This window comes from Pontibacter sp. 13R65, assembly GCF_047525655.1.
Lineage (GTDB): Bacteria > Bacteroidota > Bacteroidia > Cytophagales > Hymenobacteraceae > Pontibacter.
Map to the genome: position 1 here is coordinate 350516 of NZ_JBLIQL010000003.1, position 19689 is coordinate 370204.

Consider the following 19689-nt stretch of genomic DNA (forward strand, 5'->3'; position numbering starts at 1 on the left):
TTTCCACCCACACTTCTTTTTATGAACTAATATTCGTTATTTATGCAATTAGTTTTCTAAGGCAGAAGTCGCCCTATGCACCCTTACAGGCACATCATTCACCAAATCAATGTTGCAATACTCTGGTAAAGGTAAAAAGACTTTTGGTTAAGAAAGGGTACTAAATGTTTCGAAAAGATACCTGTGTGGTTAAACCTGGCATAAGGTTGTTCATCCGAAGACCGTAAACAGACGACTTGCTCCTAAGGCTTCCTTTTTCAGATAAAAATTTCTCCTTTCAGGTACGCTACTGCTTTGCCTGTTATGTTTACTCTTTCTCCTAAAAACTCACACAAAAGGTCTCCCTGCCGTTTTGAGAGTTGCTTCGCTGTTAAAGATTTTTTACCAAGGCGATGGCTCCAATAAGGGGTTAAGGTTGTATGGGCAGAGCCGGTAACAGGATCTTCGTCGATACCAACCTGAGGTCCGAAAAACCGTGACACAAAATCTACCTCTTTGCCCGGAGCCGATACAATAACTCCACGAGCCTCCACTGTGCCCATCACTCTAAAATCAGGTTCCAGGGCTACTATATCTGCTTCTGATGGATAGATAAGGAGGTAATCTGTTTTTCCTTTATAAGCCGCTTCAGGAGCTTTGCCCAATGAGGTTATCAAAGTCGAAGGCACCTCCACCTGCTCGTAAACATCTGCAGGAAAATTCAGGGTTAGTGCTTCCCCCTGCCGCTCTACCGTTAAAAGCCCGCTCCGGTGCGATTGGAACGAAATGTGATTGGTTGAATGACCTGAAAACTGAAACAGTACAAAGGCTGCAGCCAGTGTGGCATGGCCGCAGAGGTCCACTTCTACAGCAGGCGTAAACCACCTGATTCCATACTCCTCTCCCTGCTTTACTACAAAGGCTGTTTCTGCCAGATTATTTTCTGCCGCAATTTGCTGCATTTTATCCTCCCCTAACCATTCGGTCAGCACACAAACAGCAGCAGGGTTGCCATGAAAAACTTTGTCTGTAAAAGCGTCTATTTGGTAGAGTGTAATTGTTTTCATAGTTTAATTCGAAATGTTAGCAATCAGGCTGCAGCTATTCCTCTGCTCCTACTACGAATGTAATAAAAGCGCTGAAAATTTCAGCTTCTTCACAAATCTTTAGTGGTAAAAATGAGTGAGTGGCTATTCTAAACTTCTTTATTTAAAATGAATATAAGCATTACAACTCCTACTAAGAGGCATGCCCTCAGTTTCTTTTTATTTAGCTTGCTGTCGCTGATCTTCTTTCACCCTAATTCTTTCGCTCAGAGTTTTTCCGCACTGCCACCCGATATTACAGTTGCTCAGGATAGCACCGGTGACTTTAGTAACATTACAGCTGCGCTTGCTTCACTGGAGAATACAGATTCTGATCGGATTATCATCTTCATCCGCGATGGCGTGTATACGGAACAGATACTTATCAACCGGCCGAATGTGACACTACGCGGAGAGAGCCGCAAAGGAACCCGAATCGAATACGACATCCCAAGAAGGCACCCGGAACAGGAGCCGGCCGCACTTGGCCGTGGCGTGGTAAATATTTTTGCAGATGGCATTATCCTCGAAAACCTGACTATTGAAAACACCTACCCCTTCCGCCGCCACACCTTTGCTCTATTTGGGCGCGGCACGCTTACACTTACTCAAAACTGCGATTTTATAGCTGAAGGAAACGACACTGTTGCACTTTGGGCGCGTGGAGGAGGTCTTTACTATCATGCTAACTGTCATTTTCAGGGCAATATAGATTACCTGTGCCCTCGGGGCTGGGCTTATGTAACCAACTCTACTTTTTATGAGGTAGATACGCGCGCTGCTCTCTGGCACGATGGCGGAAAGGATCCGCGCAAAAAACTGGTCATCAAAGATTCTTTTTTTGATGGAGCCAAGAATTATGCCCTGGGCCGATATCCGCGGGACTCGCAGTTTTACCTGATTTCCTGCCGCTTCTCCGCCAATACCCAGGATATTCTGGATACCAATGCTCCTGATAAGCCTACAGATGATTTCCGATGGGGCCGCCGGGCATTCTTTCATGACTGCCACCGTGAAGGCGGAGACGCTCCTTGGCATGCCAACAACCTTCAGGAAGCCGCTGGAGCACCTGCACCAAAAGAAATAACCGCCGCCTGGACATTTGACGGACGGTGGGACCCGGAACGAACAGATGCTCCTACGGTAACAGAAGTCCGCATTGCTGCGCCCGACCGGGTAGTAGAGGTAGTTTTTTCCGAGCCGGTAACAGTGCGCGGAAACCCTGTATTAAAAACGAAAAAGGGCCAGCAATTACGCTGGACAGAGGTAAACGGCACCAACACCCTCACCTTTGCATTGCTGAACCCAAACGATATTCCTGCCTCCTTAACAGTAGAAGGTGGCACCATCTTCGCTTCTCTGCCTACCACACATCCACGCCTGGCTGACCTGCAACTAAAGCCGGTTACCAAAAAAGCGAACAGGAAAAAGCGCTAAAAAAGCACCTGCACAAATGCCAGGGCCTGTACAGGTGCTAGTGTAAGTATGTATAGAGGCTATGGTGTTGCTTTACGAAGCGGGTAAAAGCAGCTCATAACGCGGCCTTGCGGAGGTAATGGTAAGCTTGTAATCTTTTATCCAGGGATTATAGAGGCGCAGGGTTTTATAATTGCTGCCATTGTCCAGCGCAAACTGAGGCAGATCCGCAATGGACTCTGTAACGGTGATAGTGCGGGTTTGCAAAGGCGCATAGCCTTTAATGCGGCTCGTATCGAAGCCATACCGGTCAGGATTAGTCAGCACTTCTTTCAGGGCCAGAATCCGGAAAAGGTAACGGCTTGTTTCGTCGTTGAGGTACAGATCGTAATACGATGTTACCCGCTGAGAAGTAAGAGCACGCTGTAAGCCAGCCATGCCACGGTTGTAAGAGGCAGCCGCATTGGTCCAGCTACCAAACTTTGCTTTTGCGGTTTTAAAATAAGCTGCAGCCGCCACAGTAGCCTTTGCCAGATGGTAACGCTCGTCTATTTCATCGTTAATAATGATACCATAGCCGCGCGAGGTTTCTGGCATCAGTTGCCAGAAACCTGCCGCTCCGGCCGGCGAAACCACATTGCCCAAAAGACTCTCGGCCAAGGCCACATACTTGATATCGTCGGGCAAACCTTGCTCCCGTAGCGCAGCTTCTATTTCGGGTAAGTGACGGCTGATGCGCTTTAGAGCCAGAATGGTGTTGGAGTGGAAATAAGCATTAGATTGTAATTCACGATCCAGACGCTCGGCTACATCTGGCACCTGCAAAGGCACCTCCTCTCCGGCAAAAGTCATTTGCGCTGGCAAAGGGTAAGAACGGTACTGCTTATACACAAATTCTGGCTCTGCGGCCTTTTGGCTACACAAGTTTACAGTACCCATCAGACAAACACATAATAGGGCGGGTTTCCAGTAGCGGAGGGTAAACATAGATATTTTAAAATATAAGTTAAAAAAGTCAGGCTATAAATATACTTTAAAAACCGGGAGTAAATAAGAATAAAGCGACAAATTGGGTAAAACTGGCTTTTGTAAAGTAACGAACAGCAGGCGCATAAAAGTATTGAATGAAAGCAAACAGAGGGCTTTTGATGCAGCTAAAAACATTGTGAATTTCACCAATATTCTGCCGCTTTTTTAATTGCTTTCTTGCCGTAGTATACACTCCTGGCTCATAAGCCAAATTATGTTAATCAAGAGAAACTGACTGGGTTATGCGGCGGCAAAGCTACCTTACCTCCTTAGTCTACTTGTTTGCTCCCTAGTTGACCAGTTTCTCGGTTAATCTCAGCAAATCCTTTTTTACTGACGAGTACAAAAATCACGTTAGAGGCAAAAACAAGCTTCTCAATTTGCGGCTGTTGGAAATCTGACTCAAAGGCTTCAGCCACATCCGTGCGCCAGAGTAGTCGCGCTCCTTCATAGGCCGATAATGTACCCTTATCCTCACTAACCCAATAGACTATTCCATTGACGCCACGAATCCCTCTTACACTATCAGAAATATCATGAATAGCTTTATACTTATCAGTTGCGGTACCTGATGGACTCATTTCCTGATCGAATTCTATTTGATTTTCATTATAAGGCAGAGCACTTGAATCCTGAGCAAACGTTATAAAAGGGAGGGATACAAATCCAGTGGCTATAATAGCTTTTTGAATAAAATACATAAGCAATAAAGTATACGTTTGGGAGTGATTTTCTTCTTTTCAATTATTTAGTAGAGCAGTGTTACTTACCTATTTTTATCCAACCATGCCATCATACCTAAATACTATAGGTATATCTGTCATTAGGGTAGTTAGGCCAAGCCATTACTTCTTTACTGTTTTTTCTGATTTTACAGGAGAGTTTAAAACAGTATTTATCTAAACTCTCTATTCACATTCATAAGATTCAAAGGACACAGTTTTTCCATGCTTAATATTTTGCTACTCCCAACGTGTCGCGTGTATTCCAAGATCATAGAGAAGCAAGGTTTTAATATACAATGTGAGATAAACAGAATCGAACAATACCAAATTTACAGGCTATCGGCAACGCAATTGAAAGAATTTCCCTCCAATTTCTGCTCCCGCCAAAGTACAAAAAGCTTACCCCTCGATTCCAGCCTCTGGGGCGGGTTTCTCCTATAACTTCTGTTATGTTAAAGCAAAAACCAAAATGAAGGCCTTAAGCCTTTACTCCTGCTTTCCTGGTAGAGGTGCAAAACCAGGATGCCCTTTTTTAATTCCTCTTCTAACTTCATTAAAAGTAAGTTGCGGATTGCTTCTGTTTTTTGTTGATTATTTAACTTTTAACAAAATCTTCCGATTTAATTCATGATTTACAAGTCCCTGCCTAGATATTTACAGTTTATTAATACTGTGGTTTTCATTTACTACTTTTGCTGTACATTAGTAACAAAATGTATGGTACTTTTTCAAAACAGTGTGATTAAGCTTGATTATAACCCTGCTACTGATATAGCTGTGGTAGAATACCCTGACCTTCACGATTACCTGCTACCTGAAATAAAGCACAGCATTGATTTGCTGGTAGGCAATATTAAGAATTATGATATAAAGCTCCTTGTCTTGGACGGAACAAGGACTGTATCCACAGTTGATGCGGAACAAGGCAGAGAAATTGCAAACTACCTGGCAGCGGGGCTAATGAAAACGCGACTAAAGAAGCTGGCCCGTATTCAGTCAGTTATTGCTTCTGTCGAAACAAGGGCAAATGATAATGTAAAACACATACAGGAAACCCAAGAACCTCCATTCCAAATGCAGGCTTTCACTAGTAAGGAGGAAGCAATTGGGTGGTTGATAAGCATCGAATAACACAAGCTCGCTTTAAAATACTCAAACAATATCTATAACTGGCGAGTTTGTACGGGTATTCAAATTAAAATCCCTTACCTAAATCAATGAAATTCCACCAACAAAGGAATCTCGACATATTCAAAAGCAGCAGTTGCTGCGCATTGCTGCTTTTGTTGCCGGACCTGCTGCTAGACGTTACTGAACCTGTTGCTAGGTGTTGGAGACAAGTAGAACTTGGTTCTTTTCAATAGCCTTGGCTATAGAGCATGGCTGCTTTTAGCCATTAATTCGTGTTCTACCTTCATGGATTGCTATCTAATCTGTAGGGCTGAGCAGCAGCAACGTGGAGCAACAAGCCATGTTGGTGGTGTTCCAGGAAACGTGGATATTATGATATGAATAAGGGCAGCTGGGTTTCACCCAAAATTGTGTAATAGTATGAGATATAAATTGAGCTCTATCGTGGCTTATAAACCGCTATCTATTTGCAAATAACTTATCTAAACTTGAAAGTGCTACCAAGCATGCGAAAGAATGGCATGCTAATGTCTACATCCCGCATCAAGTGACGGGAGATGTAGAAGGGGGTGCTGAAGCTTCATTCTGTCCGGTGATGTTCTTCAACTTCTCCTTTGCCTGGTTTAGCATGTTGTCAGTGATAGTGACATGGTCTGTGTCCATTGTCTTGCCTTCAAGAAGCTCAAACTGCAGCTTCTCAGCATAAGGGGCAAATCGCTCTTTTTGTGACAGCTGTAAAGGGGAAGCTTCTTAATTATGACACTTCACAACAGCCAAAAAACTGTTATGTCCGTCAGCATCATTTCTTTATTATGGGGACAGTGGCTTTTGATCAAGTGATATACTCTAATTTTTTTGAATAGTAAATTAAATCATTGCTTTTTTTATTATCAGGAACTTATATCAAACAGCTTTCATTAAGTGCTAAACATGTAATGCTGGCCTGAAAGACCATTTTAAATGCTGAATTCGAACTTGCTCAGACTTGCTACAAAGCAAGCAGATTTTCTGCTTGATATTAGCAGAAAAACTTCAGCATTACTTCTTTAATGCTACCGCCTGAAACAACCAATCGTTGATATACAAATTCTATATTCCCAGTTAACTACTGGGACATAAAACATCAATTTGGATTATTAAAATATCTCGTTACCCCCTCACGATGATGAACATTTACAACCCACAGACGGAAAAGATCCCAATACTGCTTAAATACAAAATGTTCTGTCTGCTGTTTTGCTTTTGTTTTGTATTAGCAGTATTACCAGCTACAGCCCAAACCACCAGCTGGACCGGAGCTCACAGCACTGGCTGGTATACATCAGCCAATTGGACCAGTGGTGTGCCTAATGCCTCTCTCCATGCTGTTATCGGAGATGAACACCATACCGGAAGGTATAACCCTGTTGCCACAGGCTCTATAAATGCTAAATCGGTCTTGCTTGGCAGCACGAAAACAGCCTCTATCACCCTATACAACTCTAAAAGCCACTTAACGATTAGCGGTAGCCTTACGATTGGCACACTTGGCACACTTAACCATTCAGGTTCTACATTAAAAGTAGCCGGTAACTGGAGTAATACCGGCAAATACGTGCCTGCTAGATCTACCCAGGGTAAGAAAGTCATTCCCACTGTTATATTTACAGGTACAGGTCAAACTCTTACCGGGACAACAAGCTTTATGGGTCTTACCATAAACCAGGGCAGTACCACTACTATTGCTTCTCCTATCAGCGTTACTGTTGCATTATCTGTCTCGGGCACGTTAGATCCGGGTAAGAACCTCCTTACGCTAGCTGGTTCGACCTTTACTCTCACCTCCAGCGGAATTGCTAAAGTTAAAGCGGCTACTTATTCGGGTAACTATTCCATTGGCCCCACTACCCTACATACCGGCGGTACCATAGATTATGCCGCAACAGACATAAACCAAACTATTGCACCGCTTTCTAATAGGCCTTATTCTGTGCTAGTGGTCAGTGGTGGCATGACTAAAACCTTAACCAATCACATAACTTTTTCGGCAGCCAGCACATTTGATGGGCAACTCCTCGTAAATGCAGGCATAATGAATCTAGGAGGTTTCACAGCTAACCGGGCTACATCAACCTTGGGCGGCACTGTTAGTGTAGCCAACGACGCTACTCTTCGTATTGGCGGCACCAATACTTTTCCTGCTAATTATGCTGAGCGTTCACTAGGTACTACCAGTACAGTGGAATACAATGGCGCAATTCAGACAGTTTCCAGCGAAGCTTACGGAAACCTACTTCTGAGTGCTAGTACTGGCTCCCCTACCAAAACATTTGCAGCAGCTCCTATCACTATTTCCGGCAACCTGACAAGTAGTAATACTGGAACAGGGGTACTTACATTTACAGCAAGCCAATCCCTTACAATCAACGGAAATATATTAATAGGCGCAGGTACTATCTTTAACGGAGGCAACTTTACTCATACACTGGATGGGGACTGGGCAAACAATGGCACCTTCAATGGAGGCACAGGCACTGGTGCCATAGCCTTGCGTGGAACTGGTAAAACTATAGCAGGTGCATCCCACACATTTTTCAACAACCTGAGCATAGATGGCAGCATTACCGGTAAAGCGATCAATATAACAGTAGCAGGCAACTTATCTGCCAGTGGTGCAGGCACTTTTATTCATGCGGCAGAAAGCAGTGGCACTCCTGCCGCAGGCACATTTACCATGAGTGGAACAGGCAAAACAATTACTGGTTTGGGCTATACTTTCGATAACCTGACTGTTTCAGGAAGCATTAGTTCAGCAAGCGACCTGACAGTAAACGGTAACTTATTAGTAACAAATACTAACTCCAATGCCTTTAACCTGACTGACGGCACCATCCATTTAACCGGTTTGAATAAAACACTGAGCACTGGGACTGCGGGCAGTTTGAACCTGCATTCGCTCCGTATTACCGGTACAGTTACTACAGGCAGCAGCTTTAGGATAAAAGCTGATTTAAGTGGCAATGGTTTGCTGACGGCTAATGCCGGCACCATTACTTTTTCAGGAACATCTACTTACGGTGCTAACTTCAATTTATTTAATGTTACCCTAAACGGCAATAGCTTGCAGCTGGCAGCTAACGCAAGCTTAGGAATTACAGGGAATCTTACGCTCACCTCCGGCACCTTTGATGTTACTACCACTTCACCAAATACAGTTGAATATAACGGCAACAACCAGAACATTACCGGCACTACTTACCACCATATTATTATGGCCGGTACAGGCACCAAAACGGGTGTCGCTAACTTAACTGCGAATGGCTATTTACAGGTGAATAGTGGCGTAACTTTTTCGGCAGGAAATTTCACACACACCATACAAGGCAACTGGATAAATAGCGGCACATTTAACCCAAATACCAGCACTATAAGATTTACTGGAGTATATGATGCAAGCATTACTGGCGCTACTACCTTCACAACTTTAACGGTAGAAAAATCATCCGCAACCAACACCATTTTTTTAAATAATCATGTAAATGCGTCAACAGTAAATATGGTTGCCGGCGCTATGCAAACCAGGGCACAGGTATTAACCATTGCCAACACCAGAACCGGGCCCGGTATCATTCATGGCACCATCACGCGGGCACATGCTTTTAGCGCTGGCACTACGTATGCGTTTTCAGGACCGAACAATACTTTAACATTTGGCTCAGCCAGTAACATTAATTCTGTAACCGTTAGAGTGGTGCCAGGCTCCAATGTCAGCAGCTTCCCTTCCGGGGGTGCCATCAACAGATTATATACCGTTACTATCCCTTCCGGCACCTACTCTAACGCCACATGGCGTATGACCTATCGTGAACAAGAATTAAATGGTAACACGGCAGAAGACTTAAATATTTATCAAAATACAGCCTCCACCTGGACACCAATCCAAAAAACAGGAAGCAGTTTAGCAGACCGATGGGTAGAAGCGACCGGTTTGTCTAACATTTCCGGCAACTGGACCTTCTCTAATTTAAACTCGGTGGTGCAATGGAGAGGAACCATCAGCCAGGATTGGCATACTCCATCAAACTGGGTTGTAGAAGGTTCTACAATAGAAAGAGTGCCTTTAGCATCCGATATTGTGGAAATAGGCCAGATTCCTTTTTCTCGTCAGCCTGTTATCTCTGCCAATGCGGTGGCAAGGAGTGTTCAGTTTGGGAGTGCCTCACCTGTTACTCTTACACTTGCAGGAGGTAATTTAGAAGTAGGTGGTAATATAAATGGCCTATGGTCAGAGAATGCATCCCACACCCTTTCTATCGGTAGTCAACGACTTGCCATAGGCGGCGATTTAGAGTTAAGCGACGGTGAAACCGGGCATGACATCAACCTTACAGTCGCTACAGGTACCGTTCATGTAGAACAATCGCTTACCCAGTCGGGCAATGCCGCTATAACTTTTACAGGGGCTGGCAATCTTATCATAGGTGATGATTATAACTACACAAATGGTTTATTTACTGCAGGCTCCAGCACCGTGACTTACCAAGGCGACCACGGCCAAACCGTAGCGGGGAATATCAACTACAACCATTTGGTTATAAATAGCAGTGATGGCGTGGCTACTGTCTCGGCAGCTACAGTAGCCGGGGACTTGCGCCTCCTGAACAAATCTGTACTGTTGGCTGAAGGCAACTTAACTGTCAAGGGCAACTTATCCCTTGCTCCTGGCACTACTTTTGATAGTGGCGCCTTCACGCACGAAATGGGAGGTAACTGGACGAACAACGGCACCTTTGTTCCATCTTCCGGAACAGTTAAATTTAATGGCTCCGGGCCCCAAACAGTTAATGCCACTACTTTTAACCAACTGTTAGTAGAGAAAGGTAACAGTACCCTTACACTTACCGACAATATAAGATTGAACGGGAATATAACTATATCCGCCGGAGCAGTTGATTTACAAACCTTTACTTTAAACAGAAGTGCAGCTGGAGGAAATTTTAATATGGCTGCTAATACGGCTTTATACCTGGCTGGCACTGCAAATTACCCTGCTAATTTTAACGCAAACAACCTGAATGCCACCAGCACAGTTTATTATAATGGAACCAGCACACAGAATGTAGCACGGGTAAGCTATGGCAACCTTGTTTTCCAAAACGGAGGCACTAATGCAAAAACGTTGTTAGGTGCCACTACTGTAAAAGGAGATTTAAATATAAGCAATGGTTCTACACTGCAAACAGGTTCTTTTACAGTAACCGCCGAAGGCAATGTAACCAGCTACGGCACAGTAAATCCAGGTACCGGTACTTTAACCTTAGCCGGAAAATCCAAAACAATTTCTGGTAAATTTAATTTATACAACCTGATTGTCACCGGTAGTTATAACATGGTTTCCGATACGACAAGAGTGCTTAATGATTTTAACAATGCTGGGAGTATAGCCGTTGGTAATGGTGTAACTATTTTCTCTGGAAATGTAACAAACTCTGGTAACATGTCTACCGATGGCACTGTGATTTATACTGGTACGCGGTTGCAAACTATCCGTTTAGTGGGTACGATGTCCTCGACCTCATCAGGCAAAATGATACTCACTGGATCGGTAGCACCAATTCTGGTTTCTAACAGCGTTCCAACCTTTATCACCGTTATTATAGACAATACCGCGGGTATTACTGCCAGTATTGGCTGGACAGTAAATGGGTTATTACAGGTAAATGCTGGTTCAACGTTTAATGGTGGCATATATACGCATAATCTTTATGGTGCCTTTATGAATGAGGGAACCGTAACAAGCTCTGGTGTTCTTAATTTTAGCCCCACCACAGATAGAACGCTTGCCTTAGGTTCTAGCTTACATAGTACAGGCACGTTGCGGTTTGGCGGAAGTGGCAAAATCACTTTAACCAGCTGCCCGCAGAATCTTACAAATATTGAGGTTACGAATACGCATGCAGCAGGTGTAATTCCCTCTCGTGGTTGGAATATTTCAAACAATTTAATGATAGAACAGGGTAGTACATTCAACGGGGGTACTGCGCTTAGCCACTCCATAACGGGTGCTTTTATTAACGATGGCACTTTCAACGGCAATTCCTCCACCTTCACCTTCAATACTATCAATGCTTCTATCTCAGGTTCTGGAACAACTAATTTTCATCATCTTGTTATAAACGATTCTACAACAGTCTTAACAGACATTAACATAAAAGGGAATTTATATACGAATGGTGAGCTGAACCTAGAGTATAACGAAGTCCATTTTAACGGAAATACTGCACAGGAAATCACGGGCACTGCAGAAACCAACTTTTATGATCTGTTTGTGGCGAACAACACTGCTGCTGTTAGCGCGCTAAGAAATTTAAATGTTGAAAACGCTTTGATAATTGGCCCGGGTGGTGTTTTCAAACCCGCACCTGAGGTCGTTGTGAACACCAGCGGGACAGTAGGAACCCTTACCGGAACAGGTACCATAGAAGTAACTCGTATTCTGGCACAAGCCGATTTTATAAATCAATACAAATTCGTTGATTATGATTTGAAAGCATTAACGGTTAAATTCAGTGGTACTGCCGCACAAAGCAGCACTCTTACCTCTTTTCATAATTTAACCGTGAGCAATCCTAGTGGGTTTAGCTTATTAGCCCCAACTACCGTAGCCGGAACATTGCGCCTGGAAAACAGTATCCTGTATAGCAACGGGCACTTGCTCACAGTTGGCACCAGTGCCACAACAACAGGAAGTGTAGAGGTTACAGGCAGTGGTTTTGTGTCAGGTAAATTACAACGCTGGCTATCAGCTTCTGTAGGGGCTGACATTACATTTCCGGTTGGCCAAAGCACCACCCGACGCGTGGCTACCATTCAATATACTGTAGCACCTTCAGGAGGTACTCTAACAGCAGAGTTTGTTCCTTCTGATCCGGGTATTTCTGGCCTGCCACTAACCCAACAAAACAGCAACCATGTAGATTACAAAATAGCTAAAACAGGTACATCTGGCTATTGGACCCTTACTGCCGGTACAACAGGAAGCGAAGCACTAACAGGTGGTGTTTATAAAGCTACCTTTGAAGCAATTAATTTTGGAGGAATTGATAAACTTACTCATTTTGTAGTATTGAAAAGAGCTGATAAGTTACAGCCCTGGACTTTAGAAGGTACTCATGTTGCTGCTTCAGGTACAGAATCCAGCCTGACAATTAGCAGAACTGGGCTGTCTGGATTTTCAGACTTTGCGATAGGTGGAGAAGAAGTTTCTTCGTTACCGGTTACTTTAGCAGGCTTTCAAGCTAAGAAAAACGGAAATAACGCTGTTCTTACCTGGAAAACAGCTACAGAAACAAACAATGCAGGTTTTTCAGTGGAAGTATCACCTGACGGCCATTCCTTCAGAGCCATTGGGTTTGTTAAATCAAATACTATAAATTCCAGCATTGAACAGCAGTATTCATTTATAGATATAGAAGCTGGTAAATCCGGCATACGTTACTATAGGTTAAGGCAACAGGATCTAGATAGTCAGTATGCATATTCGGCTGTAAGAGCATTAAGCTTTAGTACCGGTTCAGAAACTATCGCTGCTTATCCCAATCCTTTTGTCCATCATCTTGAAGTCTCAATTGAAGTAGCAACAGCACAGCCTGGGCGTATTATTTTATACGATCTGAATGGTAGACAGATCTGGGAAGACAGCAAAGCATTGGTAAAAGGTAACAACCAGGTTGCAGTGGCCATTCCTGAAAAGGTAGGGCAAGGCACCTACTTATTAAGAGTTATTACTGATCAAGCAGCACAGAGTATCAAAGTAGTGAAAAACTAAGTTAAATGTTTTGCTTTTTAAATGAGGAATTATCTGTAGTAGAGGTAATACATCAGTCAACGCGCAACAGGACCTGGTCTACCTGTTTATTTTTTATAACGAGGATGAAATGAATCACAACCTGTTCTCTCTAGTCAACTCCCCTCTAAACAAAATGGCAGAAATAATCGATTATAACAGATATTATATTAAATAGAGGTCTCCAAGGTGAAGCGCCTCAAGGAGCTGGAGGAGGAGAATGCCCGGCTCAAGAAGATGTTCGCGGACCTGAGCCCCAACCACGAGATTCTCAAGGAGGTCATCACAAAAAAGGCTGTCAGCCACGGGCAGCAAAGGCAGCTCACTAAGGAGATCGTCTCTGACTACGGCCTAAGTGTTGCCAGGGACTGCCGACTCCCTGGCCTTGCCCGCTCCCAGTTCTACTACAGGAGCCGCAGGGACGAACTCGGAGGTCATAACCGCCCTGCAGGAGCTGGCCGCGGCTCATCCCACCTAAGGTTTCCGGAAGCTGCTGGCCTACCTGAAACGGGCTGGCAAGACATGGAACCACAAGCGGGTGTACCGGGTCTACAGGCTGCCCAAACTCAACAAAAAGAGGAAAGTAACGTTAAGGTTGCCGGCACGGGTGAAGCAGCCGCTGCTCCACCCGTGCCGGCAACCTTAACTAGAGCATGAACTTCATGAGTGACAGCCTGATATTAAGCAACAGGTTCAGGACTTTGAACGTGATAGACGACTGCAACCGGGAGGCGCTGGCCATAGAGGTGGCCTCTTCCATTTCCTCTAAAAGGGTGGTCCGAACACTAGAGCAGCTCATCGACTGGCGCGGAAAGCCGGCGGTCATCCGGGTGGACAACGGGCCGGAGTTCACCAGCGCCGATTTCACCAGCTGGTGCAGGAAGAAAGAAATCAGCGTGCATTTCATCCAGCCCGGCAAGCTGATGCAGAATGGCTTGATCGAGCGCTTTAACGGCTGCTACCGCAGGGAGGTGCTCGATGCTTACCTGTTCCTCGAACTAGAGGAGGTCAGGGAGCTTGCTCAAGCTTGGGTGGAGGAGTACAACACCAGAAGGCCGCATGAGGCGCTGGGGAACCTGACGCCAATGGAATGGCCTCTGAAAAGCAGAAGTGGACATATGGAACCTGCCCCCTGACACAGGGCCTGTACCGAAGGTTTACTACATGACCACTTCATAGTAGTAATAGTGAAAGAAATATCAATTAAATTGTCCGAAAAACGAGGCACTTTCAGAATCCCCTGCTCCCGGAGTTCAAAACTGATCCTATGGCTGCCATAACGGCACTTGCACTGCTGACACACTTCCTTGATTTGGGCCACTAACTCCTGCTCTTTGAGCTCCCGCAAACTTACCGGATGATAAAGCCAATAATAATAGGCACTGGCACTGACTTTGAGTACTTTGCACATCTTCTTAACAGGAAACTGGATGCCGTGCTCATTTATGAATCCATATACCGCCCGTCACCTCTGGAGAAGATGCTGATGGCCTTTTTAAACCAGCAGACGTTGAGTCAGCATCGGGTACATCCCGCTCCAACTGCGCCTCCTTCAGCTCCTTTTGTAGCCGCTCGATCTCTTTCTGATCGTCACTTAATCCCTTAGAGAACTTACAGGGAACTGTCCTTCTGCCGCCACTTGCTCAACCGGCCTGGATCTATACATAAATCATCTGCTGATCCCCTCGCCTAGGAAAGGGCAATGGCCATCCGTTTAAAGGAGCGTCAAATACACGTCTTTTTATCTTAGTCAAATTTAACTATCAATTTAAATCTGCCATGAAATGGTCTCCAGTTAAAGGTTGCAACTCTAAGGAGGAGCTAATACTTCATATAAGCTAAAGCGGAATTAGACAGTCTTATAACTCTTTTTAGTATTTAATTCTGAAGGCAGTTTTCCATATTGATCTTTGAAGTGTTTACGGAAGTGTTTAATGCTGCTAAACCCAACTGCATAAGCAGCTTGAGAAATATTGTACCCACTTTCAGAAATTAACTCAGAGGCTTTTTTTATTTTTACAGCGCGAATAAACTCGTTGATATTTTGCCCAGTTATTGCTTTAATTTTCCTGAAAAGTGAAGTTCTACTCATTCCTAAAGCTTGGGCAATGGATTCTACGTCCGTCTCTTCTGATTCAATATGAGACAGAATTGTTGATTCCAGTTCGTCCAGGAATTTTTTTTCAAGGTGGAAAAGCGTAGTGTTTTCTTCTTCGTTATCGTCTTCAGCTTCACTAGTATTACTATTAAAGTAATCTTTTAGCTGTTTACGTTTTTCCAGCAAGCTTTTTACCTGAGTAAGTAGAAGTTGTCCATTGAATGGCTTAGTCACATACAGATCGGCCCCTTCTGTAAAACCATTTTTAATATATTCAAAAGTATTGTTTACTGTTAATAGGATAACTGGAATATGAGATGTGGCTACGTGATGTTTTAAGCTTTGACAAAACTCAATGCCACTTTTTTTAGGCATGCTAATATCTGAGATAATAAGGTCGGGAATATATTTAAAAGCTTTCTCTAAACCCTGTTGCCCATCAAAAGCATTCAAAATATTGTAGTCATCTTTTAAGAGGCCAGTTAAATACTGAATAATGCCTGGATTATCATCCACTAGTAAAAGAACTTCTTTAGTTGTCTCGCTATTAGTGTGTATAATTTTTTCTTCGCACTCTTCTTTTTCAATTAAATATTCAAAGTCTGGAAGGTTAGGCACTTCTACATCAAAAAAATAATCTGAGACGTTGGGAACAGTATGTTTTTGAGGATTAGGAGACAACTTCTGGTCATGTGGTATGGTAATGGTAAAGGTTGTGCCCTGGTTCAATGTACTTTCAACTAGAACATCCCCCTGGTGTAATTCTGCCAGCCTCTTAGTCAAAGCTAACCCTATACCGGTACCTACATTTTTTGAGCCGCCTTCACTATAATACCAGTTGAAGATGCGTGGTACAGCATCAGGGTGAATGCCTATGCCAGTATCTTTGACTTGAATCAAGATATTACTTTTATCTTGATTTAGAATTACCTCAATTCTTCCCTGTACTGGCGTGAATTTAAAAGCATTGGATAGCAAATTATTTACCATAATTTGTAGCTTCTCTAGATCAATATATGCTATTATATCCTGTTTAGTGGCATGGTAGATAAGGTCTACTTTCCTTTTTTGTGCCAAATGCTGGTAATTATTAATCCATGTTTCTAAAATTGAATTGAGTTTGTATGCTGCTATCTTAAGTTCATTCAGGTCAACTTCGGTTTTCCTGAACTCCAATAATTTATTTATGATCTGTAACAGGTATCTGGCATTTTTATGAATAAGATTCAGACTATGCTTGTCCTTACCGTTCTTATTTATTAAGTCTTCTACCGGAGCTAAAATCAAGGTAAGTGGTGTTTTTAATTCATGTGAGAAACCTGTAAAGAAACGAAGCCTTTCCTCATTTAGATCATGCTCCAACTGGCGTTGCTTTTTCTCAAATAATAACGAATTTTGGAGCTTAATCCTCTCTGAATAGTATTTTAAGGCGCCATACATGAGCAAACTTAATAAGACCCCATAGAGGATATAAGCTTGTGTAGTTTTCCAGAAAGGGGGAGTGATGATAATGGAAAGGGTAGTTCCTTCTTCATTCCACACGCCGTCGTTATTGGAAGCTTTTATTTTTAATAGATACTTACCCGGATCGAGGTTTGTGTATGTGGCTGTACGAGCATTACCTACATAATTCCATTCCTTATCAAAGCCTTCCAACATGTAAGCATACTGATTCTGTTCAGGAAGCAGATAATTTAGGGCAGCGTATTCAAAACTAATTACCGATAGGTGGTAGGGAAGTACAATTTCTTTAGTTACTGAAATATGCTCCTGAAGGGGCGAGTCAGGGGCATTAGGGTGAATACTCTTATTAAAGATCTGAAAATCTGTAAACACTACAGGGGGGGAGTAATTATTATCTTTTATGCTATCCGGATGAAAAATGTTAAATCCATTGACCCCTCCAAAGTACATTTCCCCGCTTTTGCTTTTAAAGGCTGCCTGCCGTTTAAATTCATTGCCCTGTAATCCATCCCCAACTGTATAATTTCTAAAGGAACGTTCTTTTGGGTCAAACTTAGAAATTCCTTTATTGGTGCCAAGCCACAGGTTGCCATGATCATCCTCCAGGATAGAAACAATAACATTATTCGGTAACCCATCTTTTTCTGTATATGAAGTGAATTTCTCCTTTTCTGGATGATATAAATTTAAGCCACCACCTGTTCCTATCCATAGCCGACCTTTCTTGTCTTCATGAAATACCAAGATACTATTGTTGCTTAAGCTAAGTGGGTCCTGTTCATTATTAAGAAATACCTTGAAAGTTTTCCTGTCTTTGTTCAGTAGATTCAATCCTGCGTCAGTACCAACCCACAAATTTCTTTTACTATCTTCAAAAAGAGCATTAACTAAATTACGCGACAAACTCGCTGGTTTGTTAGGCTTATGCTTAAAATGGATAAATCTATCTGTTCCTTTATTTAAAAGGTTAAGCCCTCCCCCCCAGGTGCCTACCCACAGATTCTGTTCGTAATCTTCCAGCATAACACTTACATCATCATTGCTGAGGCTTTCAGGGTTATTTTTATCGGACCTAAAATTTGTAAAGCTTTTATTTTTCTTATTGTAATAGTTCAATCCTCCTCGGTAGGAGCCGATCCAGAGGTTTCCATTTTTGGTTTTAAACATTCCTAAAATATAATCAGTACTTTCCCAGGAAGGATGACTCATATAATTTATAAAGGAATTTTTATCCCTGTCGAAATAGTTGAGTCCTCCTCCTTCGGTACCTATCCAGAACTTGCCTTCCTCATCTTCCATTATACTTTTTACTATACTATTGTTGAGGGTATTACCACCACTACTGGTACACTTGTAATGGAGAAATTTTTTCTCATTGAACAATACGTTCAAACCAGTGCTCCATGTGCCTATCCACACGTTGCCCTGCCGATCCTCAAAAATAGAATGAATGGTGTTTGAACTAATGCTATTGGTATTGTTGGGTTGGTTCTTATAATTATTAAAGGTGCGTGTTTTCAGGTTCAGAATGTTCAGCCCTCCCTGGTGGGTTCCTATCCATAAGTTCCCATTAATCTGGGCAATACTGGTAATGCCGTTGTGAGATATGGTATTTTTAATTCTTGTATGGCCTACTCGGGTAAACTGCTCATTATCCACATCGAAATAAAATAAGCCGCTACCGTCATACGCCACCCATAAATTCCCTTTTTCGTCCTCAGCAATTCCCGAAATAGTGGAACCTTCTACATACTCATCAGGCAGGAAATGTTTGAAACTTTTTCTTTTGGAGTCGAATAGGTTTAAGGCTCCACGGCAGCCTAGCCAAATCCGTCCGTCGCTACCTCTAAATAGTTGGAGAACATAATTATTGCTGAGACTATTACTATTGCCTGGATCGTGAGCAAAACGCTTGAATACGTTTTTACTTCTGTTGAAATAATTAAGTCCGGAGGAGGTGCTTATCCACAGATTTTCCTTTTCATCTTCCAGTATGGAAAAAACTTCATTGCAGCTGATACTGTTGTTATTTTTGGGATCATGCAGATACCTGGTGAAGTTGTCATGGTCTCTGTTAAAAAGATTAAGACCTCCTCCTCTTGTGCCTATCCACAAATTGCCCTGGCTATCTTCATAAATTGTTTCTATAAGGTTGTCGCTGATGCTGGTGCTGTCTTTGCTGTTGTATTTGTAAATGGTAAATTCATATCCATCAAATTTATTCAGGCCGTCGCTGGTAGCAAACCACATATACCCTTGCTTGTCCTGATGAATCCAGTTTACACTACTTTGGGAGAGCCCGTCTATAGTTGTAAGGTGGTTGAATTTAAAGGAAGTTGGTTGCGCAAAAATGGAGCTTGCACTTCCCATAATAAATGCTGCTATAAGTATGAATAGATTGATAAAAAGGATGCTATTTCTTCTTCCATTCCTGGCTATATAAAACAAAACCATTCTATTTATTTTATGGTTTGTTCTGTTTATCCGGCTTAGATGATAGCTTACACTATTCTTCATAAATGGCAGTAGAAATTTCGTTGCTTTCGCGGGTACAAAAATTTAAAAGAGTGCTTTTGTTCATTTAGGTCCATAAAATTATGCCTCTCTAAGATAGCCAAATTTATGAGCAAATAAAAAATGACTGAAAGTAGGGCAAAAAATTATTTTTATGATTTTCTGGAGTTAGTAGGGAATCTTAAAGTAAGACATCCTGGTGTGGATCATTAATTTTTAACGACTTTCACTCATCATATCCTGTGCCTACCATATATGTTTAAAGAACTTGTTTTTTGATATGTGTCCTTAGTAAACTCCACGAAATACCCTAGAAAAATGGACAATAAAAGCTATTTGGGGCTATTGGTCAATTTGTGCCCCTTTATTAGCTGATTTGTGCCCCTGTAGTATCTGTTCTTATTATGAAGTTTGCAATTAGAC

Annotated in this window: 10 protein-coding genes; 6 read left to right on the forward strand and 4 right to left on the reverse strand. The window is 42.7% G+C overall.

Going from position 1 to position 19689, the window contains the following annotated elements:
- Positions 1 to 257 precede the first annotated feature (257 nt).
- Entirely contained in the window at positions 258 to 1046 is a 789-nt protein-coding gene (locus ACMA1I_RS05850) for a PhzF family phenazine biosynthesis protein (RefSeq protein ID WP_337067358.1), read from the reverse strand.
- Positions 1047 to 1193: 147 nt separating this feature from the next.
- Here ACMA1I_RS05850 and ACMA1I_RS05855 point away from each other — a divergent pair, with 147 nt between their 5' ends.
- The gene (locus ACMA1I_RS05855; RefSeq protein WP_337067359.1) at positions 1194 to 2501 is read left to right on the forward strand and encodes a pectinesterase family protein; all 1308 of its coding nucleotides are present in this window, start codon (positions 1194 to 1196) and stop codon (positions 2499 to 2501) included.
- A gap of 72 nt (positions 2502 to 2573) precedes the next feature.
- Here ACMA1I_RS05855 and ACMA1I_RS05860 read toward each other — a convergent pair whose 3' ends face one another.
- On the reverse strand, positions 2574 to 3467 hold the full coding sequence (locus ACMA1I_RS05860; protein WP_337067360.1) for a lytic transglycosylase domain-containing protein: 894 nt from the start codon (positions 3465 to 3467) through the stop codon (positions 2574 to 2576).
- A 311-nt stretch (positions 3468 to 3778) separates the two neighbouring features.
- Positions 3779 to 4210, reverse strand: coding sequence for a hypothetical protein (locus tag ACMA1I_RS05865; protein ID WP_337067361.1), 432 nt, complete (start codon positions 4208 to 4210; stop codon positions 3779 to 3781).
- Positions 4211 to 4972: 762 nt separating this feature from the next.
- Between ACMA1I_RS05865 and ACMA1I_RS05870 the strand changes: the two genes are divergently transcribed.
- From ACMA1I_RS05870 to ACMA1I_RS05890, 5 genes are all read left to right on the forward strand, one after another.
- Positions 4973 to 5365, forward strand: a complete 393-nt coding sequence (locus tag ACMA1I_RS05870) for a hypothetical protein (RefSeq protein WP_337067362.1) — start codon at positions 4973 to 4975, stop codon at positions 5363 to 5365.
- A 1162-nt stretch (positions 5366 to 6527) separates the two neighbouring features.
- Positions 6528 to 13172 (forward strand): T9SS type A sorting domain-containing protein, encoded by a 6645-nt coding sequence (locus tag ACMA1I_RS05875; protein ID WP_337067363.1) that lies wholly within the window; start codon positions 6528 to 6530, stop codon positions 13170 to 13172.
- 255 nt (positions 13173 to 13427) lie between these two features.
- Positions 13428 to 13847, forward strand: a complete 420-nt coding sequence (locus tag ACMA1I_RS05880) for a hypothetical protein (protein ID WP_337067364.1) — start codon at positions 13428 to 13430, stop codon at positions 13845 to 13847.
- A gap of 5 nt (positions 13848 to 13852) precedes the next feature.
- On the forward strand, positions 13853 to 14326 hold the full coding sequence (locus ACMA1I_RS05885) for an integrase core domain-containing protein (RefSeq protein ID WP_337067365.1): 474 nt from the start codon (positions 13853 to 13855) through the stop codon (positions 14324 to 14326).
- 221 nt (positions 14327 to 14547) lie between these two features.
- On the forward strand, positions 14548 to 14796 hold the full coding sequence (locus tag ACMA1I_RS05890) for a hypothetical protein (protein WP_337067366.1): 249 nt from the start codon (positions 14548 to 14550) through the stop codon (positions 14794 to 14796).
- A gap of 243 nt (positions 14797 to 15039) precedes the next feature.
- Here ACMA1I_RS05890 and ACMA1I_RS05895 read toward each other — a convergent pair whose 3' ends face one another.
- The gene (locus tag ACMA1I_RS05895; protein WP_337067367.1) at positions 15040 to 19269 is read right to left on the reverse strand and encodes a two-component regulator propeller domain-containing protein; all 4230 of its coding nucleotides are present in this window, start codon (positions 19267 to 19269) and stop codon (positions 15040 to 15042) included.
- Positions 19270 to 19689 lie beyond the last annotated feature (420 nt).

What these genes read in the sequence shown, in the direction of transcription:
- ACMA1I_RS05885 (WP_337067365.1), top strand. Translation starts at nt 13,853, where the DNA reads ATGAGTGACAGCCTGATATTAAGCAACAGGTTCAGGACTTTGAACGTG.
- ACMA1I_RS05880 (WP_337067364.1), top strand. Translation starts at nt 13,428, where the DNA reads ATGTTCGCGGACCTGAGCCCCAACCACGAGATTCTCAAGGAGGTCATC.
- ACMA1I_RS05855 (WP_337067359.1), top strand. Translation starts at nt 1,194, where the DNA reads ATGAATATAAGCATTACAACTCCTACTAAGAGGCATGCCCTCAGTTTC.
- ACMA1I_RS05875 (WP_337067363.1), top strand. Translation starts at nt 6,528, where the DNA reads ATGATGAACATTTACAACCCACAGACGGAAAAGATCCCAATACTGCTT.
- ACMA1I_RS05865 (WP_337067361.1), bottom strand. Translation starts at nt 4,210, where the DNA reads ATGTATTTTATTCAAAAAGCTATTATAGCCACTGGATTTGTATCCCTC.
- ACMA1I_RS05860 (WP_337067360.1), bottom strand. Translation starts at nt 3,467, where the DNA reads ATGTTTACCCTCCGCTACTGGAAACCCGCCCTATTATGTGTTTGTCTG.
- ACMA1I_RS05890 (WP_337067366.1), top strand. Translation starts at nt 14,548, where the DNA reads ATGATAAAGCCAATAATAATAGGCACTGGCACTGACTTTGAGTACTTT.
- ACMA1I_RS05895 (WP_337067367.1), bottom strand. Translation starts at nt 19,269, where the DNA reads ATGAAGAATAGTGTAAGCTATCATCTAAGCCGGATAAACAGAACAAAC.
- ACMA1I_RS05850 (WP_337067358.1), bottom strand. Translation starts at nt 1,046, where the DNA reads ATGAAAACAATTACACTCTACCAAATAGACGCTTTTACAGACAAAGTT.